Origin of the sequence: Cupriavidus taiwanensis LMG 19424 (assembly GCF_000069785.1) — a bacterium.
Classification (GTDB): Bacteria; Pseudomonadota; Gammaproteobacteria; order Burkholderiales; family Burkholderiaceae; genus Cupriavidus; species Cupriavidus taiwanensis.
On record NC_010530.1, the window covers coordinates 952,527 to 979,301 of the forward strand.

The 26,775-nt window shown below is 67.6% G+C and carries 23 protein-coding genes; 6 read left to right on the forward strand and 17 right to left on the reverse strand.

Going from position 1 to position 26,775, the window contains the following annotated elements; all coding sequences use genetic code 11:
• Positions 1-6: 6 nt before the first annotated feature.
• Together RALTA_RS20010 and RALTA_RS20015 are read right to left on the reverse strand one after the other, a co-directional pair.
• Positions 7-1,278, reverse strand: coding sequence for a glycerate kinase type-2 family protein (locus RALTA_RS20010; protein WP_012355724.1), 1,272 nt, complete (start codon positions 1,276-1,278; stop codon positions 7-9).
• A 121-nt stretch (positions 1,279-1,399) separates the two neighbouring features.
• Entirely contained in the window at positions 1,400-2,485 is a 1,086-nt protein-coding gene (locus tag RALTA_RS20015; protein WP_012355725.1) for a tartrate dehydrogenase, read from the reverse strand.
• Positions 2,486-2,628: 143 nt separating this feature from the next.
• Between RALTA_RS20015 and RALTA_RS20020 the strand changes: the two genes are divergently transcribed.
• Positions 2,629-3,552: a LysR substrate-binding domain-containing protein gene (locus tag RALTA_RS20020; RefSeq protein ID WP_012355726.1), complete on the forward strand. Its 924-nt coding sequence runs from the start codon at positions 2,629-2,631 to the stop codon at positions 3,550-3,552.
• A gap of 69 nt (positions 3,553-3,621) precedes the next feature.
• On the opposite strand, the gene RALTA_RS20025 is transcribed toward RALTA_RS20020, so the two are convergent.
• The 3 genes from RALTA_RS20025 to RALTA_RS20035 all read right to left on the reverse strand — a co-directional run bounded on the left by RALTA_RS20025 (position 3,622) and on the right by RALTA_RS20035 (position 5,824).
• Positions 3,622-4,185, reverse strand: a complete 564-nt coding sequence (locus tag RALTA_RS20025) for a hypothetical protein (protein ID WP_012355727.1) — start codon at positions 4,183-4,185, stop codon at positions 3,622-3,624.
• Positions 4,186-4,458: 273 nt separating this feature from the next.
• Positions 4,459-5,193, reverse strand: a complete 735-nt coding sequence (locus tag RALTA_RS20030) for an alpha/beta fold hydrolase (RefSeq protein ID WP_242405298.1) — start codon at positions 5,191-5,193, stop codon at positions 4,459-4,461.
• A gap of 256 nt (positions 5,194-5,449) precedes the next feature.
• Positions 5,450-5,824: a VOC family protein gene (locus RALTA_RS20035; protein WP_012355729.1), complete on the reverse strand. Its 375-nt coding sequence runs from the start codon at positions 5,822-5,824 to the stop codon at positions 5,450-5,452.
• A 473-nt stretch (positions 5,825-6,297) separates the two neighbouring features.
• Here RALTA_RS20035 and RALTA_RS20040 point away from each other — a divergent pair, with 473 nt between their 5' ends.
• Positions 6,298-8,523: a TonB-dependent receptor gene (locus tag RALTA_RS20040; protein WP_012355731.1), complete on the forward strand. Its 2,226-nt coding sequence runs from the start codon at positions 6,298-6,300 to the stop codon at positions 8,521-8,523.
• A 47-nt stretch (positions 8,524-8,570) separates the two neighbouring features.
• Here the strand turns inward: RALTA_RS20040 and RALTA_RS20045 are convergent, their stop codons facing one another.
• The 8 genes from RALTA_RS20045 to hppD form a co-directional block, all read right to left on the reverse strand.
• Complete coding sequence (locus tag RALTA_RS20045) at positions 8,571-9,584, reverse strand: Bug family tripartite tricarboxylate transporter substrate binding protein (protein ID WP_012355732.1); 1,014 nt, start codon at positions 9,582-9,584, stop codon at positions 8,571-8,573.
• Between the two features lie 174 nt (positions 9,585-9,758).
• Positions 9,759-10,631: a MipA/OmpV family protein gene (locus RALTA_RS20050; protein ID WP_012355733.1), complete on the reverse strand. Its 873-nt coding sequence runs from the start codon at positions 10,629-10,631 to the stop codon at positions 9,759-9,761.
• Between the two features lie 100 nt (positions 10,632-10,731).
• Positions 10,732-12,933 (reverse strand): xanthine dehydrogenase family protein molybdopterin-binding subunit, encoded by a 2,202-nt coding sequence (locus RALTA_RS20055; protein ID WP_012355734.1) that lies wholly within the window; start codon positions 12,931-12,933, stop codon positions 10,732-10,734.
• Positions 12,930-13,928: an FAD binding domain-containing protein gene (locus tag RALTA_RS20060; RefSeq protein WP_012355735.1), complete on the reverse strand. Its 999-nt coding sequence runs from the start codon at positions 13,926-13,928 to the stop codon at positions 12,930-12,932. Before RALTA_RS20060 ends, RALTA_RS20055 begins: the two co-directional genes overlap by 4 nt.
• 8 nt (positions 13,929-13,936) lie before the next feature.
• Entirely contained in the window at positions 13,937-14,509 is a 573-nt protein-coding gene (locus RALTA_RS20065) for a 2Fe-2S iron-sulfur cluster-binding protein (protein ID WP_050976550.1), read from the reverse strand.
• A 236-nt stretch (positions 14,510-14,745) separates the two neighbouring features.
• Entirely contained in the window at positions 14,746-15,942 is a 1,197-nt protein-coding gene (locus RALTA_RS20070) for an amino acid aminotransferase (protein WP_012355737.1), read from the reverse strand.
• A 107-nt stretch (positions 15,943-16,049) separates the two neighbouring features.
• Positions 16,050-17,444: an amino acid permease gene (locus RALTA_RS20075; RefSeq protein ID WP_012355738.1), complete on the reverse strand. Its 1,395-nt coding sequence runs from the start codon at positions 17,442-17,444 to the stop codon at positions 16,050-16,052.
• Positions 17,445-17,625: 181 nt separating this feature from the next.
• Positions 17,626-18,705 (reverse strand): 4-hydroxyphenylpyruvate dioxygenase, encoded by a 1,080-nt coding sequence (gene hppD, locus RALTA_RS20080; RefSeq protein WP_012355739.1) that lies wholly within the window; start codon positions 18,703-18,705, stop codon positions 17,626-17,628.
• A 237-nt stretch (positions 18,706-18,942) separates the two neighbouring features.
• On the opposite strand from hppD, the gene RALTA_RS20085 reads away from it, so the two are divergent.
• Entirely contained in the window at positions 18,943-19,416 is a 474-nt protein-coding gene (locus RALTA_RS20085) for an Lrp/AsnC family transcriptional regulator (protein ID WP_025581629.1), read from the forward strand.
• A gap of 10 nt (positions 19,417-19,426) precedes the next feature.
• Here RALTA_RS20085 and RALTA_RS20090 read toward each other — a convergent pair whose 3' ends face one another.
• Positions 19,427-21,376 (reverse strand): PAS domain-containing sensor histidine kinase, encoded by a 1,950-nt coding sequence (locus tag RALTA_RS20090; RefSeq protein WP_012355741.1) that lies wholly within the window; start codon positions 21,374-21,376, stop codon positions 19,427-19,429.
• A gap of 496 nt (positions 21,377-21,872) precedes the next feature.
• Between RALTA_RS20090 and RALTA_RS20095 the strand changes: the two genes are divergently transcribed.
• From RALTA_RS20095 to RALTA_RS20105, 3 genes are all read left to right on the forward strand, one after another.
• Positions 21,873-22,496, forward strand: coding sequence for a response regulator transcription factor (locus RALTA_RS20095; RefSeq protein ID WP_025581627.1), 624 nt, complete (start codon positions 21,873-21,875; stop codon positions 22,494-22,496).
• Positions 22,497-22,527: 31 nt separating this feature from the next.
• A complete protein-coding gene (locus RALTA_RS20100; RefSeq protein WP_041232733.1) occupies positions 22,528-23,271 on the forward strand; it encodes an Hpt domain-containing protein in 744 nt (247 codons plus the stop codon).
• Positions 23,272-23,423: 152 nt separating this feature from the next.
• Positions 23,424-23,930, forward strand: coding sequence for a hypothetical protein (locus RALTA_RS20105; RefSeq protein WP_025581625.1), 507 nt, complete (start codon positions 23,424-23,426; stop codon positions 23,928-23,930).
• Between the two features lie 85 nt (positions 23,931-24,015).
• Here the strand turns inward: RALTA_RS20105 and RALTA_RS20110 are convergent, their stop codons facing one another.
• The 3 genes from RALTA_RS20110 to RALTA_RS20120 all read right to left on the reverse strand — a co-directional run bounded on the left by RALTA_RS20110 (position 24,016) and on the right by RALTA_RS20120 (position 26,638).
• The gene (locus tag RALTA_RS20110; protein WP_012355745.1) at positions 24,016-24,627 is read right to left on the reverse strand and encodes a TetR/AcrR family transcriptional regulator; all 612 of its coding nucleotides are present in this window, start codon (positions 24,625-24,627) and stop codon (positions 24,016-24,018) included.
• A gap of 113 nt (positions 24,628-24,740) precedes the next feature.
• A complete protein-coding gene (locus RALTA_RS20115) occupies positions 24,741-25,643 on the reverse strand; it encodes a patatin-like phospholipase family protein (protein WP_012355746.1) in 903 nt (300 codons plus the stop codon).
• Positions 25,644-25,906: 263 nt separating this feature from the next.
• Positions 25,907-26,638: a YceH family protein gene (locus tag RALTA_RS20120; protein WP_012355747.1), complete on the reverse strand. Its 732-nt coding sequence runs from the start codon at positions 26,636-26,638 to the stop codon at positions 25,907-25,909.
• Between the last annotated feature and the right edge of the window lie 137 nt (positions 26,639-26,775).

Below are 26,775 nucleotides of genomic sequence, written 5' to 3' on the forward strand. Positions count from 1 at the left end.
ACTCCATCAGGGCGCGATCAGGATCGCGCGGAAATCGTTGACGTTGGTCAGGGTGGGACCGGTGATGACGGCATCGCCCAGCGCGGCGAAGAAACCGTGCCCGTCGTTGTTCGCCAGGGCATCCCGCGGGCGCATGCCCAGCGCCCAGGCGCGCGCGAGGGTGTCCGGCGTCACGATGGCGCCGGCAATCTCTTCCTGGCCGTCGACCCCATCGGTGTCGCCCGCCAACGCATGAATGCGCGCGTCGCCGCGCAATGTCAGCGCGAGCGCGAGCAGGAACTCCACGTTGCGGCCGCCACGTCCCGTGCCCCGCACGGTGACGGTGGTTTCGCCGCCCGACAGCAGCACGCAGGGGCCGGGAAACAGCTGGTGATTGGCCGATTCGAGGGCAAGCGAGCCGAGCACGAGCCCGACATCGCGTGCCTCGCCTTCGATCGCGTCGCCCAGCAGGTGCACGCGAAATCCCGCCGCGCGCGCGACGCCGGCAGCCGCTTCCAGCGCCATGCGGGGCGTGGCGACCAGGGTGGTGTCGATGCGCGGCAGGCCGGCGGCGCCAGGCTTGATGGTTTCCGCCGTTTCGGCTTCCAGTACGCGCAGGACGTGCGACGGCATTTCCAGACCGTAGCGGCGCACGATGTCGAGCGCGTCGTGGCGGGTGGTCGGGTCCGGCACGGTGGGGCCCGATGCAATGTCAATCGGGTCATCGCCCGGCACATCGGACAGCAGCAGGTTGCAGACCCTGGCCGGATAGCAGGCGGCGGCCAGGCGTCCGCCCTTGATCGCCGACAGGTGGCGCCGCACGCAGTTCATCTCCGCGATCGTGGCCCCGGACTTGAGCAGCGCGCGGTTGATGGCCTGCTTGTCCCGCAGCGATATGCCCGCCAGCGGCAGTGGCAGCAGCGAGGAACCCCCGCCGGACACCAGGCTGACCACCAGGTCGTCCTCGGTCAGGCCAGCCACCCGTTCCAGCATACGGCGCGCGGCATCGTGTCCGGCGGCGTCGGGCACCGGATGCGCGGCTTGCAACACCTCGATGCGCTCGCACGGCACGGCATGGCCGTAACGCGTGACGACGAGGCCCTCCAGCGCCCACGGCCAGGCGGCTTCGAAGGCCTGGGCCATGGCCGCCGACGCCTTGCCGGCACCGATCACGATGGTGCGGCCCTCAGGGCGTTCGGGCAAATGGCGCGCGATGATCTGCGATGGCTGCGCGGCGGCGACGGCGGCGTCGAACATGCGGCGCAGCAGTGCCGAGGCGGCTTGGGTGGAAATGGTCATCGTCATTGGCCTCAGTGCGTCAGTCCGGCGTGGGCATGGGCGGCGGCGAGATCCGCTGTGCGAACCATGCAGCGGCGCGCGCCCGCACGCGGCCCGGCCGGGACCGGGGCGCGAAGCTGCCTCAGGCGGCCTTCTGGCTGCTTGCCGCAAGCAAGTCGCAGACGGCCCGGGTCACGTCGACCGTCCGGGCCTTGCCGCCCAGGTCGCCGGTATGCAGCGCCGGATTGGCGGTCACGGCTTCGATTGCCGCCATCACGCGTTGCGCGGCGGCGTGTTCCCCCAGGTGTTCGAGCAGCATGACCACCGACCAGAACGTGCCGACGGGGTTGGCCAGGCCCTTGCCCATGATGTCGAAGGCCGAACCGTGGATCGGCTCGAACATCGACGGGTAGCGGCGCTCCGGGTCGATGTTGCCGGTGGGCGCAATGCCGAGGCTGCCGGCCAGCGCGGCGGCCAGGTCGCTCAGGATGTCGGCGTGCAGGTTGGTGGCGACGATGGTGTCGAGCGTCGCGGGGCGGTTCACCATGCGCGCGGTGGCGGCATCGACCAGTTCCTTGTCCCAGGTGACGTCGGGAAAGTCCTTTGCCACCTGCACCGCGACTTCATCCCACATGACCATGGCATGGCGCTGCGCGTTGGACTTGGTGATCACGGTCAGCAGCTTGCGCGGACGCGACTGCGCCAGCTTGAACGCGAAGCGCAGAATGCGCTCCACCCCGACCCGCGTCATCATCGAGACATCGGTGGCGGCCTCGATCGGATGGCCCTGGTGCACGCGGCCGCCGACGCCAGAATATTCGCCTTCCGAGTTCTCGCGCACGATCACCCAGTTCAGGTCTTCCGGCGCGCAGCGCTTGAGCGGGCCGTCGATGCCCGGCAGGATGCGCGTCGGGCGCACGTTGGCGTACTGGTCGAAGCCCTGGCAGATCTTCAGGCGCAGGCCCCAGAGCGTGATGTGGTCGGGGATCTGGTTGTCGCCGGCGGAGCCGAACAGGATGGCGTCCTTGTCACGCAGCGCATCGAGACCGTCCGCCGGCATCATCACGCCATGCTGGCGGTAGTAGTCGCCGCCCCAGTCGAAGTTCTCGAACTCGAAGCGAAAGCTGGCGCCATGGGCGGCCAGCGCTTCCATCACCTCGCGGCCCGCCGGCACGACTTCCTTGCCGATGCCGTCCCCCGGGATGGTTGCAATCTTGTACGTCTTCATCGTTCGTCTCCTGTCAGTTCTGGAAAATTCCGTTGGGTGCGCGGCATCGCTGCCGAAAGCGTTGGACGGATTCTGGCGGGTGGACGAGGTGTTGGATCGTGGCTAAAGTTAAACTATTCTTAACTTCGAGTTAAAGGTGAGACATGGCGGCCAACACTGCGATCCAGCCCGCCGAGCTGGGCTTCTTCGTCGCGCTGGCTGCGGCCGGCAGCCTGAGCGCCGCGGCACGCGACCTGGGTATCAGCACGGCGGCGGTCAGCAAGCGGCTGGGGCAGATGGAGGCGCGCATCGGCATGCCGCTGGTGATCCGCACCACCCGGCGCATGAGCCTGACCCCGGAGGGAGAGGTGTTGCTCGAACATGCGCGCCGCATCCTGGGCGAACTGGACGATCTGGAGCAATTGCTGACCAGCGCCAAGAGCAGGCCCAGCGGCCTGCTTCGCGTCAATGCCACGCTCGGTTTCGGTCGCATGCATGTGGCGCCGGTCATCTCGGACTACAGCCGCAGGTATCCCGAGGTGGATGTGCAGCTGCAGCTGTCGGCCGACCCGCCTCCGTTGACCGAAGATGCCTTCGACGTCTGCGTGCGCTTCGGCGAGCCGCCGGACGCCCGCATCGTGGCGCGCAAGCTGGCGCCGAACCGCCGCCTGCTGGTGGCGTCGCCGGGCTACCTGCGCAAGCACGGCACCCCGCAGGTGCCGGCGGACTTGCCGCGTCATAACTGCATCGGCATCCGCCAGGGCAGCGATGCCTATGGCGTGTGGCGGCTGACCGCGATCCGGGGAGCCAGGCCGCGCACCGAGGCTGTCCACGTGCGCGGCAACCTGACCACCAACGATGGCGAGATCGCCGTGAACTGGGCGTTGGAAGGGCACGGCATCGTGCTGCGTGCGGAATGGGATGTCGACCGCTACCTGCGCAGCGGAAGGCTGGTGCAGGTGCTGCCGCAATATGCGACGCCGGAAGCCAACATCTATGCCGTGTATCAACAGCGGCATCAATTGTCGTCGCGGATCCGGCTGTTCGTGGAGTATCTGGCGGAGAAATTCGCGGCGTTTGGTCAGTAGGGCTGCGTGGCTGCAGCGAACGGGTGTGAATGCATGATGCCTTGCCGCCAACCCCCGGCAAGGCGATGTCTACAGATGCTCGAAGACGCGCCCGACCAACCCGTCGTAGTTGGAATCTTCCGTGTTGACGATTGCCTCTATCATCTGCGCGAACGCGGTGGTGGGATCTGTCTCCGACGAAAGGACGCGCGCGGTCGCAAGCGCAATGGAGCTCACGGCGGACTTGTGCCGGCTGCCACGCAGCTCGAAGAGAAACTGGTGGGTTTCCCCCGACGACGAGTCCCCGCTGTTTGTGTGCGAAAGGATTGTGGCTTTGACGCCAGGAAGAGGTCCGTGGGGTGCACTTGCATCCTCGGCCGGGGCATATCGGGCGTTCGGCCGTGGCTGCATTGCGCTATCGCGAACCGCGCCATCGAAGGCCGCAAGGGCGTCGAGCGGACGGCCGAGCAGTGCCAGGCTGCGGACCACACAAAGCGCCGCACGCAACGACACTTCCAAAGGGTCCGAAAGGACAAGTGCGCTGTCCGCCAGCGCATCGATATTCTCTCGATAAGCGTCCTGCGTACCGTTCGGGAACGCTGTCACGCGCCGGCGCAACGCAGCGCTGCTGCGAAGCAGGTCTTGGGTCTCCATCGCCTTCTCCTGGTCATGTGCAACCGGGAATTCAGCGGCACCGTGCCTCCATACTACGCCTTTGTCCGGAACCCGCCGGAACCGCTATGTGGAAGCTTGGGGGAAACGACCCGTTTGCGCATGTCTCCGGGGAAGCGGGTTCAGGCCGCCTGGGGATGGATGGCCGGAAAGCATGCTATGTGGCAGGCAGGCGGGACGCGCCCGTCGGCGACCACGATTCAGCCGCAAGGCGGGAGAGGCCCAGGGGCAGGCGCGACAGCACGTTGCGGGAGGTTAGCCGTGTTGGTGCCTGGCGATGAAGGCTTCTACGGCGTCGTGCAGCATGACCGGCTTCTCCAGAAAGATGAAGTGGCCACCGTTCAGGATGGCAAACTCGGCCCCCGGAATCCGGCCGGCCAGTTCCTCGGAAAAATACGGCGGCGCGCAGAAGTCGCGTTCGCCCACTAGCACCAGCGTTGGCGTGGTGATCGACGGCAGGTCATCGAAGGCGTCATGCCCGGCGATCATGTCGATCCGGGCGAAGACGATCTCCGGTTCGAATGGACAGGCCGATGCCGTGTTCACCCAGGCCTGCACCTGCTCCGGGTGCTCGCGCTGGAATTCCGGATCGAAGAGGAATAGCGCGTTGGCCTCGGTAGACGCGCGCAGGCCGGAATCGGCCAGCATGCGTCGCCGCATGTCGAACTGGCGCCGATAGAACGCGTCCGCGCGTGCGATCGAAGAGAGGATTGTCGCGCTACGCAAGCGTTCGCGGTGATGGATCGCCAGCCACTGTACGATGGCCCCGCCGGTCGATGAGCCGACCGCATGAACCGGCCCGCAACCGACCGCCTCGATGACCCGCACCATGTCCAGCGCGTGCTGCGCAATGGTCATGCCGCGGGCGGTGTGCTCGGAAGCGCCGGTGCCGCGGTGATCCGGTACGATCACTTGGTGATGCGCGGCGAACAGATCGATCTGCGGTCCCCAGGAGGCGCCGACCCCCGCAAGCCCGGCGAGCAGCAGCACGGGTGATCCGCCGCCCTTGACCTCGTAGTGGATCGACACACCATCGGACGCTATGCACGGCATCTTGTTTCTCCGGCTTCAGGGCAGCGCCAGGCAGTGCTTGGACACGTCGACGATCATGCCTGCGAGATGAATATTAGTGCCTGCAGGCCAACGTGGACATGGGGGTAGGGCGGCGGAAGGTCTGTGCCGGACGTAGCCGTGCCGCGTGGCGGCTACGTGGTCGTCGCGGGGAATGGGGGCGTCGTGAGTACGCTTACGCGCCAGGCGCGTGGCAAACCGCCTCGATATTGTGCCCGTCAGGGCCAATCACGAACGCCGCATAGTAGTTCGCGTGGTAGTGGGGCCGAAGACCCGGCGCACCATTGTCCGTGGCTCCCGCGGCTAGCGCTGCGCGATGGAAGGCGTCGACCTGTTGCCGGGTCTCGGCGACAAACGCCAGGTGCAGATGCGCTGGCTTCTCGTCGGTCTGGAACAGGCATAGCGAAGCCTTGCCCTTTCCGCTGAGCTCGACACCGTAGGCCGGCGGTCCCTCCGACGCCACCGCTACACCGAGCGGCGCCAGCGCTTTGAGGAAGAACGCCTTGCTGGCGGCATAGTCGCTGACACCGAATTTGACGTGGTCAAACATGGGATCTCCTCAGTCGTTCGTGTGCCTGCGTTGCGTAGCGGGCCGCGAGGCATCCGGCGACGCAAGCAGTGCCAACGCATCGGCGAACGCCGTGGCAAACAGATGGTCGTGTACGACTTCGTCCGGGTCGTAGCAGCAATCCTTGACCGTGAACAGGTGCGCCGGATGGTCTGGTCCAGGTTCAACGGGTGGCGACCTCAGGCTCCGGCGACAGCGGATGACGAGGCACTCTATCACGGCACTCCGTGCCAGCGGTGTGCGTGACACAAGCTGCGAGCTACGCCGATTCCAGCGAAGGCATGCCGCAGCCGCTGCGGCGGCCGCAGCTGTCGCGACTCGCGTTCGGCGCCGGCCATGTGCCCTCGATAACATGACTCGGACTGTACAAGCGCTTGCTAACACAATCGAGAATCATTATCATTTACGGTTTTGTTACAAATCATTAGAACGCTGCGCGCGCGCCCGCTGCCACCATGCAACCCCTTCCGGTCACCTCTACCCATTCCGCTTTTCGTCCCCGCCCACTATCCCTGCTGATCTGTGCCATCGCCGGTTCGATGCCGGTGCTTGCCGCCGCCCAGGCCCAGGCGCAGTCCGCCTCGGTGGACGGGGGCAGCCTGAATGCCGTGGAAGTCCGCGTCGACCGGATCAAGAGCGACCTGGTGAACCCCATGCGGCAGGTCACGGTGATTGAACGCGAGGAGCTGGACGAGCTGCGCACGGGGTCGACCAACCTTGCCACCATGCTCAGCAAGGTCATCCCCGGCATGGCGGATTCCAGCCGCACGGTGACGGATTTCGGCCAGACCCTGCGCGGCCGCAGCGCGCTGGTGCTGGTCGACGGCATTCCGCTGAATACCAATCGCGACTCGGCGCGCAACCTGGCTACCATCGATCCCAGCAATATCGAGCGCATCGAAGTGTTGCGCGGCAGCAGCGCGCTCTACGGGGCGGGGGCCAGCGGCGGCATCATCTCGATCACCACGCGCCAGGCCGGGGGCCCGCCGAGCGCGGATACCACGGTGACGCTGGGCACGCCGCTGACGCGGCTGAGCAAGGAAGGGCTGAGCGCCAACGTGCAGCAGCATTTCTCCGGCAGCCAGGGGCCGATCGACTATGCCTTCCATCTCGGCGCACAGCGCATCGGCAGCCCTTACGATGCTGAAGGCCACCGCATCGCGCCGGAGCCCAGCCAGGGCGATCTCTTCGATTCCAATGTCTACAACCTGAGCGGCAAGCTGGGCTGGCGCATCGATGGCCAGCAGCGGCTGCAGCTGAGCGTCAGCCGGTACCAGGCCAAGCAGAACACCGACTATGCGTCCGATCCCTCGGTGGCCCGTGCGCCGGCCGGCTCCACGGCCGCGCGCGCGATCCGGGGCCTGCAGCTGGAAGACCAGAACGAGTTGCGCAATACCGTGGTCAACCTGGACTACCAGCACCAGGACCTGTTTGGCAGCACGGTATCGAGCCAGTTCTACTACCGCGACTATTTCACCCGTTTCCCCCCGTTTGATGCGCGCGCGGTCGCCACGCGCGGCGGCAATGTCGACCAGATCAGCCAGAACAGCGATGTGTTCGGCGGCCGCCTGACCATCAGCACGCCGCTGGGCCAGGCCAGGGCCACCAAGCTGCTGTGGGGCGCCGACTACAACCAGGAGCGCAGCGACATGCCGCTGGACCTGTTCGACCCGCGCGCCTACGACAGCAGCGGCGGACTGGTCTTCAACCGCATCGGCACGGCCACCTATATGCCGCCGCTGACCACGCGCAGTGGCGGCATCTTCGGCCAGCTGCAGCACAAGTTCAGCGAGCAGTGGTCGGCCGAGGGGGGCCTGCGCTACGAGCGCGCCAGCGCAAGCTTCGATGACTTCGTGCCGCTGTCGCAATCGCGCGTGAGCAATCCGGCCACGGTCAAGGGCGGCACGGTCAACTATGGCGCCTGGCTGTTCAACCTTGGCGCGGCCTATGCGCCAGTCAAGGGCCAGGAGTTCTACGCTTCGTTCAGCCAGGGCTTCCAGCTGCCGGACATCGGCCTGCAGATCCGCAACGCACGCGCCGGCTTCGATATCCATTCGTCCAGCCTGGACCCGGTCAAGACCAACAACTATGAAGTGGGCTGGCGCGGCGCGCTGGGCAATACGCTGGCCAGCGTGACGCTGTTCTACACCACGTCCAAGCTTGGCGACGTGCAGAGCTTCAACAACGGCCTGATCCTGACCCGCACCGAAGAGCGCATCGCAGGCGTGGAAGCGGCGGCCGACTACCGCTCCGATGACGAGCGCTGGGGCGCGGGCGGCACCATGACGTGGATCAACGGGCGCGAGCGGCCGCAGGGCAGCGCGGGCTTCCAGGACATGACCGGGTACCGCATTCCGCCGCTCAAGCTTACGGCCTACCTGCAGTTCCGGCCCGTCAGCCAGTGGAGCAACCGTGTGCAGCTGAGCTACTACGCCAGCCGCGATTACCGGCTCAATGGCCAGAACAGCTTCGGCCGGCGCGAGGTCAGCAGCTATACCACCGTGGACCTGATCAGCCGGTATGAGCTGACGCGCAAGGATACGATCACGGTGGGTATCGAGAACCTGTTCAACCGCAACTACTATCCGCTGTACAGCCAGCTGCTGCGCAACAGCAACAACACCAGCCGGCTGCCGGCAGCGGGCATCACGCTGACGGCGATGTACCAGCACCGCTGGTAAGCGGTGCGGCGTGGCCGGCGGCTCCTGGCGCCAGCCAGCCCACGGCCTTAGTCGAGCGTGATCTTGCCCGCCTTGACGATCTCGGCATACCGCCTGGTATCGCGCTCGATCAGCTTGCGGAACGCCTCGGGCGTACCGCCCACCGGCACGAAGCCCAGCTCGGTCAGCTTCTTCGCGACGTCCGGGCTGCGCGTGGCCGCGGCGATTTCCCGGGCCATGCGCGCGACGATCGGTTGCGGCGTGCCGGCCGGCGCCAGCAGGCCGGTCCACGAGCTCATGACGAAGCCGGGAAAGCCCGCTTCTTCCATGGTCGGGATATTGGGCTCGCCCGGCCAGCGCTTGGCCGAGGCGACGGCCAGCACGTTGATCTTGCCGGACTTGACGTGCGGCATCGGTACCAGCAGCGGGTCGAACGCCACCGAGACCTCGCCGGACACCAGTGCCGGCAGGATCGGCGCGCTGCCGTTATAGGGCACGTGGGTGAGCCTGAGCCTGGATTCCATCGCCAGGCGCTCGCCGGTCAGGTGCGCGGAACTGCCGACGCCGCTGGAGCCGAAGGTCAGCGTGTCGGGATGCTTCTTGCCGTAGTCGACCAGCTCGGCCACAGTCTTGACCGGAAGCTTCTTGCTGGCGAACAGGAACAGCGGCAGCTCGGCCATTTCCGCCACCGGCACCAGGTCCGCGGGCTTGTAGCTGAGCTTTGAATACAGCGACATGTTGGCGCTGTAGGCGGCCAGCACCGAGACAAAGGTGTAGCCGTCCGGCGCCGAGCGCGCGGCGACGCCGACGCCAAGGGTGCTGTTGGCACCGGGCTTGTTCTCGATGATGATGGGCTGGCCCAGCCGTTGCGAGACCTGCTCGAACACCACGCGCGAGACCGTGTCGGTGGAGCCGCCCGGCGTGTAGGGCACGATCACCTTGATCGGCTTGGCCGGCCATGCATCGGCGGCGAGCGCAGTGGGGATGGTGTGGAGGGTGGCCACGCCGGCAACGGCGATGGCGATGGCGATGGCGATGGAGCGCGCGCTGCGCGCGACGCGATGCTTGATGCTGGACTTCAACTACGTCTCCTTCTTTTGGCATGCCTGGCAATCCCCTGGCGGGGCCTGCGGCCGGAAACCCGGCCGGCCAATTATGCGGGACGCAGTCTGCGCGGTGCCGCGCCCGGTGCGGCTGAATCAACGGTGCGGGCCATCCAATGTGCGATAGCCGAACCAGGCCGGCCGCAACGATTTTCAAAATTCATAGTTGACCGACAGGTCGAACACCGCGTTGGTCCGCTTGCGCGTGATGGGGCTGTCGGCCGCATCGCCTGCCAATTGCGAGACGGCCACGTCCGAGCTGGCAAACCAGTGCTTGGCGAAGTACCACACCGACGTCACGCCGAAGCCGTAAGACTTGATCCCGCCGCGCGCGTGGTACTGCGGCCGGTCGGCGCGCGCCTGCGCGGCGCTGACGCCGTACCAGGCGTTCATGTAGCGCGAGTCGGCCAGCGTGACGGTGGGGCCGGCGAACCAGAAGAATCGTTCCGAGCTGCCGGGCAGCGGCATATAGGCGCCGATGTCGCCGATCCAGCCGTCGCTGCCGCCCAGGCTGCGGCGCGCGTCGACGCGCAGCACCAGCGGGAATTCCTTCGAGACCGCGTATTCGGCGAACAGCTTGCCTTCCGGCGCCGGGTTGATATTGCCCATGCCGTCCAGGTGCGGCGAGTCTTCCTGCCCGCGCCGGCCCAGGTTGTAGGTGAGCGCGATGCCGGCGCGCCAGTTCTTGCCGCGCAGCAGGTTCAAGCCCAGCCCTTCGCCGATCGACGCAAAGGCCAGGTCGCGGTAGCGGATGTCGATACTGGGGCCGCCCACCACGATGTATTCGGACGAGCCGTCGTAGCGCGGCCGCAGCATCGCGGCGGCGCCAAGCCGGACCTGCCAGTCGGGGATGTCGTCCTGGAACAGCTTCTGCAGCGGAATGCCGGCGGAGAACTGCCATTCGGCCAGCGGTGCCGGCGTCTGGGCGCGGGCCTTGCCGGCGCCCAGCAGCGCAACACAAGCCAGCAGCAGGGCGATGCACGAGGCAGTACGCGGTGGAATTTGCTGGGTCACGGCAACCTCCATGGATTGCGGGCGCGCGGCCCGTGGGCGACATCTTTCCACTGGATCGCCGCCCGCGCAACCACTGGCGGCCAGCGTGGCGGACGCCGGCCTCGCCCGATGCTCAGTCGAGCAGCTGGTCCAGCGTGATCGGCAGGTCCCGCACGCGCCGGCCGGTGGCATGGTACACGGCGTTGGCAATGGCCGCGGCCACCCCTACGATGCCGATCTCGCCGATGCCCTTGGTGCCGAGCGCGTTGATATGGGGATCGTCCTCGTCCACCACCGCGATCTCGATGGCGCCGATGTCGGCATTGACTGGCACGTGGTACTCGGCCAGGTTGGCGTTGGCGACGCGCCCGGTGGCCAGGTCCAGTTCGGTCTTCTCGTGCAGCGCCATGCCGATGCCCCAGACAATGCCGCCCATCAGCTGGCTGTGCGCGGTCTTGCGGTTCAGCAGCCGGCCGGCACCGTAGGTGGCGACGACGCGGTGGACGCGGATCTCGCCCAGCTTGGGGTCGACGCGCACTTCGGCAAAGACAGCGCCGAAGGCATGCATGGAATACGCCTGGCGCTCCTTGCCGGGCCTGGTGCTGGCGCGGGCTTCGATCGCATGGCCGCCTGCACGCTGGATGGGTGCGGAGATGGCTTCGCGCTGCGCGGGATCCGATCGCCGTTGCAGCCAGCCATCGACGATCTCGACGTCCTCTACCGGCGCGCCGGCCAGCGGTGAAGCCGTATCGGCCACGGCCTGGCGGATCAGTCGCAACCGTGCCGCCGCGGCCGCCTGCTGCACCGCGGGCGCGACGCTGGCCACCGACTGCGAGCCGCCCGATACCGGGGCCTCGGGGAAGGCCGTGTCGCCCAGTTCAAAGCGCACGCGCGCCGGCGGCAGGCCCAGTGCCTCGGCGGCGACCTGCGTCATGACGGTGTACGTGCCGGTGCCCAGGTCTTGCGACCCCGAGCGCACCAGCGCCGTGCCGTCGGGCAGCAGCCGCACGGTCGCGCTTGCGGGCGAGCGGTAGGTGGGGTAGGTCGCGGTCGCCATGCCCATCCCCACCAGCTTGCCATCGGCATGCATCGAGCGTGGGGCGGGGTCGCGGCGCGCCCAGCCGAAGCGTTCGGCGGCGTCGCGATAGCACTCGCGCAGCGACTTGCTCGAGAACGGCAGTTGCTTGTCGGGATCGACGTCGGCGTGGTTGCGCAGGCGCAGCGCGACCGGGTCGAGGCCCAGTCGCTCCGCCAGTTCGTCGAGCGCGCATTCCAGCGCGAAGCTGCCGGGCGCTTCGCCGGGCGCACGCATGAAGGTGGGCGTGCCGATGTCCAGCTCCACCAGCCGGTGACGGGTCTGCACGTTGGGGCAGGCGTAGAGGCGGCGCGTGAGCAGCGCGGCGGATTCGAGCCATTCCTCGATCCTGGACGTGCACGTGGTTACATCATGGCGAAGCGCATGCAGTTCGCCGTCCGGTGCCGCGGCGGCGATGACATGCTGCTCGGTCAGGGGGCGCCCGCCCACCGGGCCGAACATCTGGGTCCGTTCCACCACCAGCCTGACCGGCCGGCTGAGCTGGCGCGCCGCCATCGCCGCCAGCACCACGTGCGACCACACCGAGCCCTTGCAGCCGAACCCGCCGCCCACGTACGGACAGATCACGCGCACCTTGTCCGCGGCCAGGCCAAACGCGGCGGCGACGGCCTTGCGCACGCCGGTGACGTATTGCGTCGCGTCGTACAGGGTGAGCTGGTCGCCGTCCCAGGCGGCGAGGGTGGCATGCGGCTCCATCGGGTTGTGGCTTTCCATCGGCGTGGTGTAGACCGCGTCGATCACGGCGGCGGCGCCGCGCAGGCCGGCGTCAGGATCGCCGCGGCGGCTGTCGGCGTCATCGTCAGGCTTGCGTGTCCGTGCGCGGGCCCGCGCAAAGTCCAGCACGGCATCGGCAGGGCGGTATCGGACCGGCAGGCAGCGGGCGGCGTCGCGGGCCTGCTCCAGCGTATCGGCCACCACTACGGCGATGGGCTGGTTGTTGTAGTGGATCGCGGTGTCCTGCAGCAGGCTCATGACATGGCCGGCCGTGGGGATGTCCGCGGCCGCCTTGCCGCCCCTGGGCAGGTGCGGGGCATTGAACGGGGTCAGCACGAGCCGCACGCCCGGCATGCGCTCGCACGCGGCGGTGTCGATGGCGACGACCTCGCCGCGCGCAATGGTGCTGGTCACCATGATTGCGTGGACCAGTCCCGGCAGCGTGTGGTCGGCCGTGTAGCGGGCGCGGCCGGTAACCTTCGCGATGCCGTCGACGCGGTCGAGCGGGGTGCCGGTCGCGCTCATGCCTGGGCTCCTGTCTGGCGGCTGGCCACTTGCAGCGCCAGCGCGACGGCACGCTGCGCCAGGCCGATCTTGAAGGCGTTGTGGGCATACGGCTGTGCGCCGTCGAGCAGCAGCCGCGCCGCGTCGGCCGCGCTGTGCGCGCTCAGCGGACGGCCGGCCAGTGCCCGCTCGGCGGCGGGCACGCGCCATGGCTTGTGCGCCACGCCGCCCAGCGCCAGCCGGGCGCTGCGCACGCGGTTGCCGTCGAGTTCAAGCGCCGCCGCGACCGAGACCAGGGCGAAGGCGAAGCTGGAGCGGTCGCGCACCTTCAGGTAGTGCGCGTGGGCGGCGTAGGGCGAGGGGGGCAGGTCGATGGCGACGATCAGCTCCCCGGGCGCGAGCATGGTGTCGCATTGCGGGGTATCGCCTGGCAGGCGGTGGAAGTCGCCGATCGGGATACGGCGCTCGCCGGCGGTGGTCCGCACCACGATCACGGCCTCGAGCGCGGCCAGCGCCACGCACATGTCGGACGGATGCACGGCGATGCAGTGCTCGCTTGCACCCAGGATGGCATGGATGCGGTTGATGCCGTCGCGCGCGCCGCAGCCCGAGCCGGGCTTGCGCTTGTTGCAGGCCGGAAAGCCCAGGTCGTAAAAATAATGGCAGCGGGTGCGCTGCAGCAGGTTGCCCCCCACCGTGGCCATATTGCGCAACTGCCCCGAGGCACCCGACAGCAGCGCCTGCGCCAGCAACGGATAGCGCTCGCGCACCCGCGCATGGTTGGCCGCATCTGTGTTGCTGACCATCGCGCCCAGGCGCAGGCCGCCATCGGGCAGCGCCGTGACCTCGGCCAGCGGCAGCCGGCTGACGTCGACCAGCAGCCGCGGCGTCTCCACGCCGGCCTTGACCAGGTCGAGCAGGTTGGTGCCGCCCGCCACATAGCGGGCTCCTGGCTGGCTCCCCAGGCGCAGGGCCTCGTCGACCGACCCGGGCCGTGCATAAGCGAAAGGGTTCATGCCCGGCCTCAGGTGCCGCCGCCCGTGCCGCAGGCTGAGCGGACCGCGGCAACGATATTGGGGTAAGCACCGCAGCGGCACAGGTTGCCGCTCATGCGCTCGCGGATCTCGTCGTCGCCAAGTGGCAGCGTCACCGGGCCCAGCGGCCGCACCGCGCTGGCATGGCCCGCCCGGGCCTCGGCCAGCATGCCCACCGCCGAGCAGATCTGGCCCGGGGTGCAGAAGCCGCATTGCAGCGCGTCGTGGGTGACGAAGGCCTGCTGCATCGGGTGCAGCGTGTCGCCGCTGGCCAGGCCCTCGATGGTGGTGATCTGGCGGCCTTCCTGCATCACCGCGAGCGTGAGGCAGGCGTTGATGCGGCGGCCGTCGACCAGCACCGTGCAGGCGCCGCACTGGCCGCGGTCGCAACCCTTCTTGGCGCCGGTCAACTGGAGGATTTCACGCAGCGCGTCAAGCAGCGTGCAGCGCGGCTCGAGTTGCAGCGTGCACGGTTTGCCATTGACGTGAAGCGTCACCGCGCGCGTGGCAGCGCCTGGCGGCGCGGCGGTGCTGCAATGGGCCGGAACGTTGTCTTCGGACATGGGCGAGCCTTCTGTCGGCGTCCCGGCGGTCATCAGGTGCGCCGGGAATACCGGAGGGCTGCAAGTTCAGTGCCGGGCATCGCGCCGGCCATGGCGCAGCGCGCAGCCCGGTAAGGCGGTGCGGCAAGCGTCAAAAACGGCACGCGGTACTTGTAGAAATTACGCTGACCCGAACCCATGCGCCACAAACAAAAACGGCGCCCGAAAGCGCCGTCATGAGGCTGTGCCGGTCCCGTTCAGCCCTTCAGCACGCTGCCGATGGCGTTGGCCACGATGCCGACATTGCGCTCGTTCAGCCCGGCCACGCACATGCGGCCCGAGCGCAGCAGGTACACGCCGTGCTGCTCGCGCAGGCGCTCGGCCTGATCGGCGGTCAGGCCGGTGTAGGTGAACATGCCGCGCTGGGTCAGGTAGCGCGACAGCGCTTCGCCGCTGACATGCTCGCGCAGGTGGTGGTGGATGGCCTCGCGCATGCGCGCGATGCGGCCGCACATCTCGGCCAGTTCCTGTTCCCACAGCTGGCGCAGCTCGGGCGTGGTCAGCACTTTCGAGACCACGCGCGCGCCGTGCGTGGGCGGGTTGCTGTAGTTGGCGCGCACCGCGCCGGTCAGCTGGCCCAGCACGTTCGATGCCTCGGCCGCGGTGTTGCAGAACACGCTCAGGCCGCCGCAGCGCTCGCCGTACAGCGAGAAGTTCTTCGAGAACGAATTGGCCACCAGGCAGGGCACGTCCTGCGCCACCAGTTCGCGGATGGCGAAAGCGTCGTCTTCCAGGCCGGCGCCAAAGCCCTGGTAGGCCATGTCGACGAACGGCAGCAGGCGGTTGGCCTTGAGCAGCGCGATCAGCTCGCGCCATTGGTTCTGGTTCAGGTCCACGCCGGTCGGGTTGTGGCAGCAGGCGTGCAGCAGCACGATGCTGCCGGCCGGGATCGCGCGCAGCGCGTCCATCATGGCGTCGAACTTCAGGCCGCCGGTGGCGTCGTCGTAGTACGGATAGGTATTGACGGTAAAGCCGGCGCGCTCGAACACCACGCGGTGGTTTTCCCAGCTGGGGTCGCTGATCCACACCTGCGCCTGCGGATAGTAGCGCTTGAGGAAGTCGGCGCCCACGCGCAGCGCGCCCGAGCCGCCCAGTGTCTGCAGCGTGGCGATGCGGCCAGCGGCGCGCGCCGGCGAGTCCTCGCCGAACACCAGCGCCTGCACCGCGTTGCGGTAGGCCGCCAGGCCCGACATCGGCAGGTAGGGGCGCGGACCCATGTCGGCCAGCAGCGCGGCCTCGGCCTGCGCCACGGCCTGCATCACCGGCAGGCGGCCGTCGTCGTCAAAGTAGATGCCGATGCTCAGGTTGACCTTGTCGGTGCGCGGGTCACGCTGGAAGTCCTCGTTGAGCGAGAGGATCGGATCGCCGGGAAAGGCCTCGATGTGTGCGAACATGGGATGCGATGGAGTTGGGTCGGGGGCGGCTGCTGCGGCGCATGGCGCCGCGCAGCCTGGATTTTAACCGGCGGCGCCCTCAAGCCGGCGGGCGCCGCCTGGCCGGGTCAGCGCAGCTGCTGCGCGGCCACGCCGGCTTGCAGCGCGGCGCCGGCCTTCTTCTGGCGCACCAGGTAGCTCACGCCGAGCACCGCCAGCCACACCGGGATCAGGTACACCGAGATGCGCAGGCCTTCGGTCAGGTACATCACCACCAGGATGCCGGCCAGGAACACCAGGCACAGGTAGTTGGTGAGCGGATAGCCCCAGCTCTGGAACGCCGTGGCCTGGCCGGCCTTGCGCTTGTCGGCGCGGAACTTCAGGTGGATCAGGCTGATCATGGCCCAGTTGATGATCAGCGCCGATACCACCAGCCCCATCAGCAGCTCGAAGGCCTTGCCCGGCATAAAGTAGTTGATCACCACGCAAGCCGCGGTGGCCACCGCCGAGAAGGCCAGCGCCGTCAGCGGGATGCCGCGCTGGTTGACCTTCAGCAGCGCCTTGGGCGCATTGCCCTGCCTGGCCAGGCCGTACAGCATGCGGCTGTTGCAATACACGCCGCTGTTGTAGACCGACAGCGCCGCGGTCAGCACCACCACGTTCAGCACATTGGCCACCCAGTTGCTGTTCAGCGCGTGGAAGATGAGCACGAACGGGCTGCCGCCGGTGACCACGTTCTCCCACGGGTACAGCGACAGCAGCACAGCCAGCGCGCCCACGTAGAAGATCAGGATGCGGTAGATCACCTGGTTGGTGGCCTTGGGGATGGTCTTCTCGGGCGAGTCCGCCTCGGCCGCGGTGATGCCCACCAGCTCCAGGCCGCCGAACGAGAACATGATCACCGCCATCGCCATCACCAGGCCGCCCATGCCGTTGGGGAAGAAGCCGCCGTGCTGCCACAGGTTGGCCACGCTGGCCTGCGGGCCGGCATTGCCGGACAGCAGCAGGTAGCCGCCAAAGCCGATCATGCCGATGATCGCCGCGACCTTGATGATCGAGAACCAGAATTCCATCTCGCCGAAGGACTTGACGCTGGCCAGGTTGATCGCATTGATGATGACGAAGAACGCCAGCGCCGAGACCCAGGTGGGAATCTCGGGCCACCAGTACTGCACGTAGATGCCGACGGCGGAAAGCTCCGCCATGCTCACCAGGATGTACAGCACCCAGTAGTTCCACCCCGAAAGGAAGCCGGCGAAGTGGCCGCAGTACTTGTCGGCAAAGTAGCTGAACGAGCCGGCGACGGGCTCGTCCACCACCATCTCGCCGAGCTGGCGCATGATGAAGAACGCCACGATGCCGGCGATCGCATAGCCCAGCAGGACCGAAGGCCCCGCCATCTTGATGGTCTGGGCGATGCCCAGGAAAAGTCCGGTGCCGATGGCGCCGCCCAGGGCGATCAGCTGGATGTGCCGGTTCTTCAGCCCGCGCTTGAGCGTGCCGTCATTGTTGCTGGAATGCATGCAGTGTTTCCTCTACCCATTCTCATGGAATGCGGGCCCGCGTCTCTGGCTGTTGTTGAGTCGGACGCTTGGGCCTGGGGGTCGTCGCCCCGCGCGCGGCAGGGTGTCTGCCGCGCGGGGCGTGCGCGTTGCCGGACCGGCGCGCCGACGAAGGCGGCCGGTCAGGGAAAGCCGATGCCGGTCAGGCCTCGACCTTGAGCGTGCCGCGTTCGATCTGGTCGCGTTCCAGCGACTCGAACAGTGCCTTGAAGTTGCCTTCGCCGAAGCCTTCGTCGCCCTGGCGCTGGATGAACTCGAAGAACACCGGGCCGAGCGCGGTCTTGGAGAAGATCTGCAGCAGCAGACGGGGCTTGCCGCCTTCCGTGGTGCCGTCCAGCAGGATGCCGCGCGACTTCAGTTGCTCGACGGGCTGGCCGTGGCCGGGCAGGCGGGTGTCGAGCGCCTCGTAGTAATAGTCGTTCGGCGCGGTCATCAGCGGCACGCCGGCCAGTTGCAGGCGGTCGATGACTTCGATCAGGTTGTCGGTCAGGAAGGCGATGTGCTGGATGCCCTCGCCGTTAAAGGCCATCAGGAATTCTTCGATCTGGCCGGCGCCCTTGGACGATTCCTCGTTCAGCGGAATGCGGATTTTACCATCCGGCGCGGTCATGGCCTTGGAGGCCAGGCCGGTGTACTCGCCCTGGATGTCGAAGTAGCGGATTTCGCGGAAGTTGAAGAGCTTTTCGTAGAAATTGGCCCAGTAAGCCATGCGGCCACGGTAGACGTTGTGGGTCAGGTGGTCGATCAGCTTGAGGCCGTGGCCGACCGGGTGGCGGTCGACGCCCTCGATGAACTCGAAGTCGATGTCATAGATCGACTTGCCTTCCTCGAAGCGATCGATCAGGTACAGCGGGGCGCCGCCGATGCCCTTGATCGCCGGCAGGCGCAGCTCCATCGGGCCCGTCGGAATCTCGACCGGCTGCGCGCCCAGCGCCAGCGCGCGGGCATAGGCCTTGTGGGAATCCTTGACGCGGAAAGCCATGCCGCAGGCGCTCGGGCCGTGCTCCGCGGCAAAGTAGGCGGCGTGGCTGTGCGGCTCGCGGTTGACGATGAAGTTGACTTCGCCCTGGCGGTACAGCAGCACATCCTTGGAGCGGTGCTTCGCCACCAGGGTGAAGCCCATCTGCTCGAACAGGGGCTCGAGCACATTGGGCGTGGGCGAGGCGAATTCCACGAATTCGAAGCCCATCAGCTGCATCGGATTGTCAAACAGGTCGGCCATGGCTTTCTCGGTAAGAACGTAGGGGCGGGAAATAATATTGTGGCTTCAGCACTTGCTTGCGCAGTCGCGCCGGGGCCAGCCGGCGCGGCACCAGACCCTTGGCTGCAGGGGTTTGCGGTGCGCTTGCTTGGGATGCAGTGTATATTCGGGGCGGCAAAATTGGATTTCGTAAAACAGGCAGGGAAACCCTAGATTATGAAATCTGATTTCCTGAATACGTGAGATGAGGAAACCGAAGTGCAATCAATCGAGCTGGACCGCACCGATCGCCGCTTGCTCGGGGTGCTGCAGGAGAACGGGCGGGCATCCAACCTGGAACTGGCCGAGGCCATCGCGCTGTCGCCGGCGCAGACATTGCGGCGCCATCGCCGGCTGGAAGAGGCCGGGCTGGTCAAGCGCTACGAGGCGCGCCTGGACGCCGCGGCGCTGGGCTTCGGCGTGGTGGCCTTCATCCATGTGACGATGGAGCGGGGGCATATCCGCGACTTGTCCAATTTCAAGCGGCTGGTGGCGGAATTGGCGCAGATCCAGGAGTGCTTCTCGGTGACGGGCGATATCGACTACGTGCTGAAGGTGGTTGCCCGCGACCTGAAATCGCTGTCGGATTTCCTGCTGGATACGCTGATGCGGATCCCCGGCGTCAGCGGCGTGAAGTCGAGCGTGTGCCTGGACGAGATCAAGTGCACCAGCGCGGTGCCGATGGAACCCTGAAGCGGGCGAGTCAGTCCTCGGGCGGCTCGATGCGGTCGCACTGCACATTCATTGCGCGACAGATCGCGCACCACGATGCGTGCGCGCCGGGGGCGGCGTGGCAGCCGGTACTGTCGCCGCCAACCGTGCCGGGGGACTCCGCCATGTCTTGCCCGCGAGCGTGGCCGCGCGGTTCGGGGGCTTGTACTCCGGACGGCTGATGCCTGCCGGCGCAAGCCTGTGACACGGCGGCGTCGAGGGCCTGCAGACCGACCGGCTTGACCACCACGGCATTCATGCCGGCGGCCATGGCCGCGACGTGGTCGCCGGCTACGGCACTGGCGGTGCAGCCGATGATGGGCACGCGGCGATGGGCATCGCGGCGCGCCCGCACCGCACGCGTAAAGGCAAGGCCGTCCATCACCGGCATGGCGCAGTCGCAAACGATCACGTCGAAGCTGGCACGGTCCAGCTCGGCCAGGCCTTCGCGCCCATCGCACGCGGTGGTCACACGGTGGCCCAGGTGTTCCAGCTGGCGATGCAGCAGCAGGCGGTTGGGCGCGTGGTCGTCGATCACCAGGATGCTGGCCGCGCGCCGCGGGCAACCGGACATGGGGGGCGGCGGCGCCGGTTCGGCTGGCTGCGCCGCGCTGGCGATCGCCAGCGGCAGCGACACCACCACGCGCGTGCCGCGGCCTGGCTGGCTGGTCAGGGTGATACGGCCGCCCATGGCCTTGGCCAGGCGCCGGCAGATGGCCAGGCCCAGCCCGGTGCCGCCAGCATGGCTGCGCGCGCATCCGTGCACCTGCTCGAACGGCTGGAACAGCCGGGCCTGGGCCTCGAACGGAATGCCGATGCCGGTGTCGGAAACGGTCAGTATCACGTCCTGGATGCCATCGCCGGTCGACTGCGCGTCCAGCCGGACGTGGACCGTGCCGCTGTCGGTAAAGCGCACGGCATTGGACACCAGGTTGGCCAGGATCTGCCGGAACCGCAGCGCATCGACCTGATGCAGCGGCGCCAGCGCGGCGCTGACGCCACTGGTCAGGGGCAGGCCTTTCTGCGCGGCGCCGGGGCCGAAGATCAGCAGGGTATCGTCGACCAGGCCTGGCAGCGACGTCGGTGCCGGGTGGATGCGGAACTTGCCCGCTTCCAGCTTGGACAGGTCGAGGATGTCGTCGATCAGCGCCAGCAGCCCCACGGCCGACTTGTGCGCGGTCAGCAGTTGCAGCCGTTGCTCGTCCGGCAGCAGGCTCTGCGCCAGCGTCAGCTCGAGCATGCCGGTGATGGCATTCATGGGCGTGCGGATCTCATGGCTGACCGACGCCAGGAAGGCCGACTTGGCGCGGTTGGCGGCTTCGGCCTCGGTCTTGGCCTGCGCCAGTTCGGCCAGCATCTCGTGCCGTTCGGTCAGGTCGACGCAGCCGCCGGCCAGCCCCTTGACGGTGCCGTCGGCACCGCGCAGCGGGGTCAGCCAGTTCAGCACATGCAGCGTGCGGTCGCCCAGGCGCAGGCACCGGTCCGCGTGCAGCGGCGCGCCGTCCGCGATGACCTGGCGGTAGTCGCGAGCCAGTTCGGCCATGTCGGTGGCAAGCGGGTGTGCCGACAGCACGGCGTCCAGCGGCTGTCCCAGCAGGCTGCCACGCGTGGCGCCCAGCAGTTCTTCATAACTGCGGTTGCAGGCGACGAGCCGCAACGCCGCATCGCGCAGGTAGACCGGCTGCGGAATGCCGTCGAGCAGCGCGGTCTGGATGGCGACACAGTCTTGCAGGGCAGTCTCGGCGGCGCGGCGCCGCCGCACCTCGCGGTACAGCGCAATGATCCAGGCCAGCAAGCAGGGCGTGACAGCACAGAGTACGACGGTGCACCAGCCCAGCAGGTGCGCATGGGTATCGGGTGCCGGCGCCTGGGCGGACGCTGGCACGGTTGCAGCCAGCGCAGCAGTGACGGCGCCATGCGACAGGCCGATGGCGAGTGCCATGGCACCGGCACGCCGCCGCGCACGCGCGCTCGGGCGAACCCATGCCAGGCGGCCGGCGGGTTGGGTGGGACCGACAGCGCGAAGCGGACGTGTCGGCGCGGGTGGCTGAACAGAAGCGGGCGGGCGGAACGGCAAGCGGGTTGGCGAGGTCAGTAAGGTGTCTTCACTCTAGGGGTGCCGACCCGCCATCTCATTAGGATGAATCTGAAATTGATACTGAAATTTCGAAATCGGGGACGCTTCGCTGCCTGTCGCGTCACATATCGAACACAATCTGAGCCCACCTTGCCGGGCTTGTCGATGCATGCCGGCGGCCGTGCAAATCAGCACGTTTGCCGTGCATCACATGGAACGGCGCTCCCGCATCGACCGGCGCGGCCTTTCGGAAGAAACCACCCGTGCCTCGGAAATTTCTGGTTTCTTGGGACGCAAATGCTTAGCACAATGATGTGCCGCGGTCGCGCGGAAGACGCGATGTTTGCAACGGAGTACAAGCTTGACCACCATCCTGATCGTCGATGACCACCCGCCCGTGCGCGCCGTGCTCAAGACGCACTTTTCCCAGGTACTGGGCATCACCCACGTACTGGAGGCCGACAATGGCCAGGCAGCCATCGAGATCGTGCGTCAATACCTGCCCGACGTGGTCATCCTGGATCTGGATATTCCCAAGATCAACGGGCTAGACGTGATTCCGCGCCTCAAGGCCAGCCATCCCGCGGTGCGCATCCTGGTGATCTCTGGCCAGGACCAGAACGCCTTCGCGCCGCGCGCGCGCCATGCCGGCGCCCATGGCTTCGTCAGCAAGACGCAGGAACTGGCCGAGATCGTGCGGTGCACGGAATCGGTGCTGGCGGGCTACACCGTGATGCCGGAGATCGATCACGGCAAGTCCGGGCTGGCTGACGAAGCCGAGCGACTCGCTTCGCTGTCGGACAAGGAACTGGTGGTCATGCAGATGCTGGCCAAAGGCATGTCGAACAAGGAAATCGGCCAGGTACTGTTTATTTCCAACAAGACCGTAAGCACGCACAAGACCCGGGTCATGGAGAAACTGGGGGCAAAATCGATTGTCGATGTCATCGATTTTGCGCGGCGCCACCATATTGCGGTGGGATAGCATGGACGACGCCCAAGCGCAATCCCGCCCGATGGCCGTGTTGCTGGCACCGGAGTCTGACCCGGCTTGGCAGGCGGACGCCGCGCGGATCCTGCGTGACCTCGGCTTTGTGGTGCAGTCCGTTGTCGGCGCGCCCGGGGCCGATATGACCGCCATGGCCGACCTGGTGCTGGCGAGTGCCGCCGCGGGCGTCCCTTCGTCCGTGATGCACGCATGGCGTGCCCGCGGCGCGGTCTGCGCGCTGGTGTTGACGCCGGGCGCGCCGCCAGCGGCGGGCGCAGGCCCCGAGGTGGCCGGCTTGCGTGCGCCGGTCACTGAAGCCGCGTTGCTCGCCATGCTGGCCGGCCAGCACTACGTGGCGCTGTCCGCGCGCGAGGCCGAGGGTATCGGCCGGGCCATTGCCGCGCAAACCTTCGGCAATCCGGCCTTTGCCGACGAACTGTTGCAGGCGCTAGTGACCTCGACCCGCGACGACTTGGCGCAGCTGCGCCAGGCCGGCCCCGACCTGGAGCGGCTCCGGGCCGTCGCGCACCGGCTCAAGGCTTCGGCCCACTATGTCGGTTGCCATGTGCTGCGGCTGATGGCACAGCGGCTGGAGCATGCCGCCCGCGATGGCGATGCGGCCGTGGCCGCGTCGCTGGCGACGATCGTTGCGCCAACGGTGGCACGGCTATTGAGCCTGCTGGCCGGCCTGTCTTGCGCAAACCCTGCCGAAAGCTCCCCGGAAAATAAATACAGCGGGAATACACCGAATTGGCGCCATGGCGGTGCTTGATTATTCTGGTGCAATTGGCGAAATATGGCGCGCATTATTGATTATCAGGAATAAAGCTCGCCGACTTATCTCTTTCGGGACTGGGTAAATGCCCGGATGCAGCCAGGCCTTTGCTGGCACTGGCTTCGGGCATTCGCGGGAGGAGGGCAAGGATGGCCCATATCATGGCGTCAATGCCGGATTCGGCGTTCTATTTCCACCTGGCCGCGGTGGCGCTATTGCTGCTGGGGTTGGCTGCGTTCCGCGCGGTGGCCTATGTCATGGCGTCGCCGCATGGGCGTCCTGAGCGCGCCCGGCGCATGCTGCTGGTCAGTACCGGGCGCGTGCTGGCGGTTGGCGCCATCTGGACCGCCATCGTCTACGGCCATGGGGTCACCGAGCGGGCCGGCGCGCATAACTGCCGCCGGGTTGCGGCGATCGATGCCGCCGCCCGGTACGCCGCCGAATACTGCTACCTGGGCGGCGAGCGGATACTGCTGCGGATCTACGGCGTCGAACGTGATCGGGTGCTGGCCCATCGCACCTTCACCAGTGCGGGGCCGGTGCGGCTCAGCTGGGACGGACAGGCCGTAGTGTTCGACCCGGCCGCGCCAGGCCGCAAGGGCCGGCTGGCATTGCCGCCCGCCTTGCACGAGCGGCTGCTGGCGCGGCTGCCTTGAGGGTGTGGTGAGGGTGTGGTGAGGGTGTGGTGAGGGTGCGGTGAGGGTGCGGTGAGGGTGCGGTGAGGGTGCGGTGGGCGCGCGGCTAGCGGACGGTCTGGCGCGGCTGCGCCAGCATGCGCGCCAGCAGCATGTCCAGGCCGTCGGGACGCGGCAGTTGCGCGATCAGCCAGCGCACGGCCTCGGACAGCTGCTGCGCATCGTAGTCCGGCGCGAAGCTGTGCAAGGTCGCGCCATGCAAGAAGCAGCGCAGCGCCAGCCATTCCGGCTGGGGCGCTGCGTCCGGTGGCTGGCCGAACAGACGCTGCGGCACCGCCGCCAGCGGCGCCTGCACGGCGCGGGCGAGGCGGACGTCGCCGCGCGTGGCCATCCACACCTCCAGGATCGCCAGCGAGGCATGCCGCTGCGGCCGGCTTGCCAGCACATGCAGCATCAGGTGCAGGCGAAGTGACGGGCTCAGCGGCCCGAGCGCGGCCAGGCGGGCAGTTTCGCGCTCCAGCAGCGAATCCAGCATGGCCGGCAGCAGGTCGTAGCGTCCTTCCGGAAAGTGGTGGCGCAGCGAGCCGCGGCTGGTGCCTGCCAGTTCGCACACGCGCGCTTCAGAAAAGGCGGCGTAGCCTTGATCGATGAGCAGGGTTGCGGCGGCGTCGATCAGTGACTGGCGGGTGCTTGCGCTACGTTCGGCTTGGCTGGGCATGGGCCGGATTGTAGCAATCGCGCCGGGGCCGCTTGCGGTTCCCCGCGCGATGCAGCGCTTCCATCCGGCGAGGTGGGCCGGTGCGGTGCGCCCGCGGCAGGCTGGCGCAGCTTTCAGTGGGGCGCTGCCGCAGGAATGTCGGTACTGCAGCTCGGCGCCGTCTCGTCATGCGAATGCGGGGCGAGGGCGCCGGGGATGCGTGGCGTGTCGAGGCCCTTGCCGCGCAGCCACTCGGCCGTCGTGAATGCGGCGCGGTCGATCAGCTCGCCACAGCGGGAGTAGTCGTAGGGCGAAATGTCGAGCGGACACAGCGGCGGCACCACGCTGATCTGGGCCTGGTTGGCGAAGTGCTGCAGGTCGTGCACCAGCTGGCGCGCCACCAGCAGCGAGAGCGCGTTGAATGCATGCTCCAGCGCGCCGCGCGGCGGGCGGCGCTCGGCACAGGTAAAGCCAGCAGGCAGCACGATCACGCGCGTGGCGCCCAGGCCGATGGCGGTGGACACCGGCGTATTGTTGGCCACGCCGCCGTCGATCAGGGTACGGCCTTCGAACTGCACCGGCGGGAACACGCCGGGAATGGCGGCGCTAGCCAGCACGGCGTCGACGATGCTGCCTCTGGACAGCACCACCTCGTCGCCGCTCTGCATGTCAGTGGCTACCACGTGCAGCGGCAGCTCGGCCGCCTCCAGCCGGCGCGGCCCGAAATGCCGGGACAGTAGGCTGCGCAGGCCGGTCGCCTCGACCAGATGGCCGCGGCTGCCCCCGAACATGTTCCAGACACTGCGCCAGCTCCACGGCAGGATGTCGGTGCGCCGGATCGCACGCCACAGTGCCTCGAGGCGCTCCGCGCCGGCGAGGCCCGGATTGCAGGCAAAGTAGGCGCCGTTGATCGCCCCGGCCGATGCGCCAATCACGATATCGGGCATCACGCCCCAGGCCGCCAGTTCTCGCAGCATCCCGACCTGGATCGCTCCCAGGCTGCCACCCCCTGCGAATACGAAGGCTGTCTTGTCCATGGCTGCGGCGTTCTCCTTGTCTTGTCGGCGGTCCTGTGCAAAAGCATAGGCGACGTCCTGGCCATCCGGCAGGGGCCAGCGTGCCGCTGAAGCCAGTCTTGACTTCGGTGCTATAACGCAATTAACCGCCATGAATTGACCCCACCCGACCAGTCTGGGCCAGCAACGGTGGGGCCAGGCCTGGAAGGGCGGTAGCCGAGGAATCAGCCGAGGAATCAGCCGAGGAATCAGCCGAGGAATCAGCCGAGGAATCAGCCGAGGAATCAGCCGAGGAACTCGTCCGCGGAGATGCCAAGCTGCGCGGCCATGTGTTCGACCAGGCCTTGCAACCTTGCCACTTTCTCCGCCAGGGCCTGCTGCTCGGTACGCAGCTGTTCCAGTTCGGCCGACGGGGCGGCGTCGCCATCGGTGTTGCGGGCGCTCTCTTCGGCGGCCACGGCGGCGCCGGCCTCACCGCTCAGCAGATGCATCCAGCGGTTTTCGCGCGCGCCGGGCGCGCGCGGCAGGCGCACCACGCGCGGTGGTGTCTGGCTGGCCAGTTCATCCAGGAAAGCCTCGACCGACGAGATGTCGGCAAAGCTGTGCAGGCGCGCGGTATTCAGCCGCAGCTCGGCGGCGGTTTGCGGGCCGCGCAGCAGCAGCAGCGCGAGCAGGGCCACGGACTGGCTGGGAATGCCCAGCGCCCGCTGCATGTTGTGCTCGAAGCGTGGCACGCGGCTACTGCTGCCTTCAAAGACCAGGCTCAGGCTCTTGAGGCCATCGATGGCCTCCAGGATCTCGGCCTCGCTGACATTCATCACCGGCGCGCGCGCGGTCTTCTGGTTGCAGCCGGAAGCCAGCGCGTTGAGCGACAGGGGGTAGGTATCGGGTACGGTGTGCTGTTTTTCGACCAGGACGCCAAGGACGCGGCCTTCGACAGGCGTAAGCGGGCGCAGTGCCGGGCGCGCGGGACGGTCGCCGGGCTGGGTCGGATCGGATTCAGGGGTGGATGGCATCAAGGCTTGTGTTGTCTGACAGTGGCGGCGGCACAGGCTTGCCTGAGCGCCGAGGCGAACATTCAATCCCAAGCCGGCGCAATACGCAACTGCCGGGGCCGGCGGCCTCGCATTCCGCGCCGCGGCGTCTACTATCC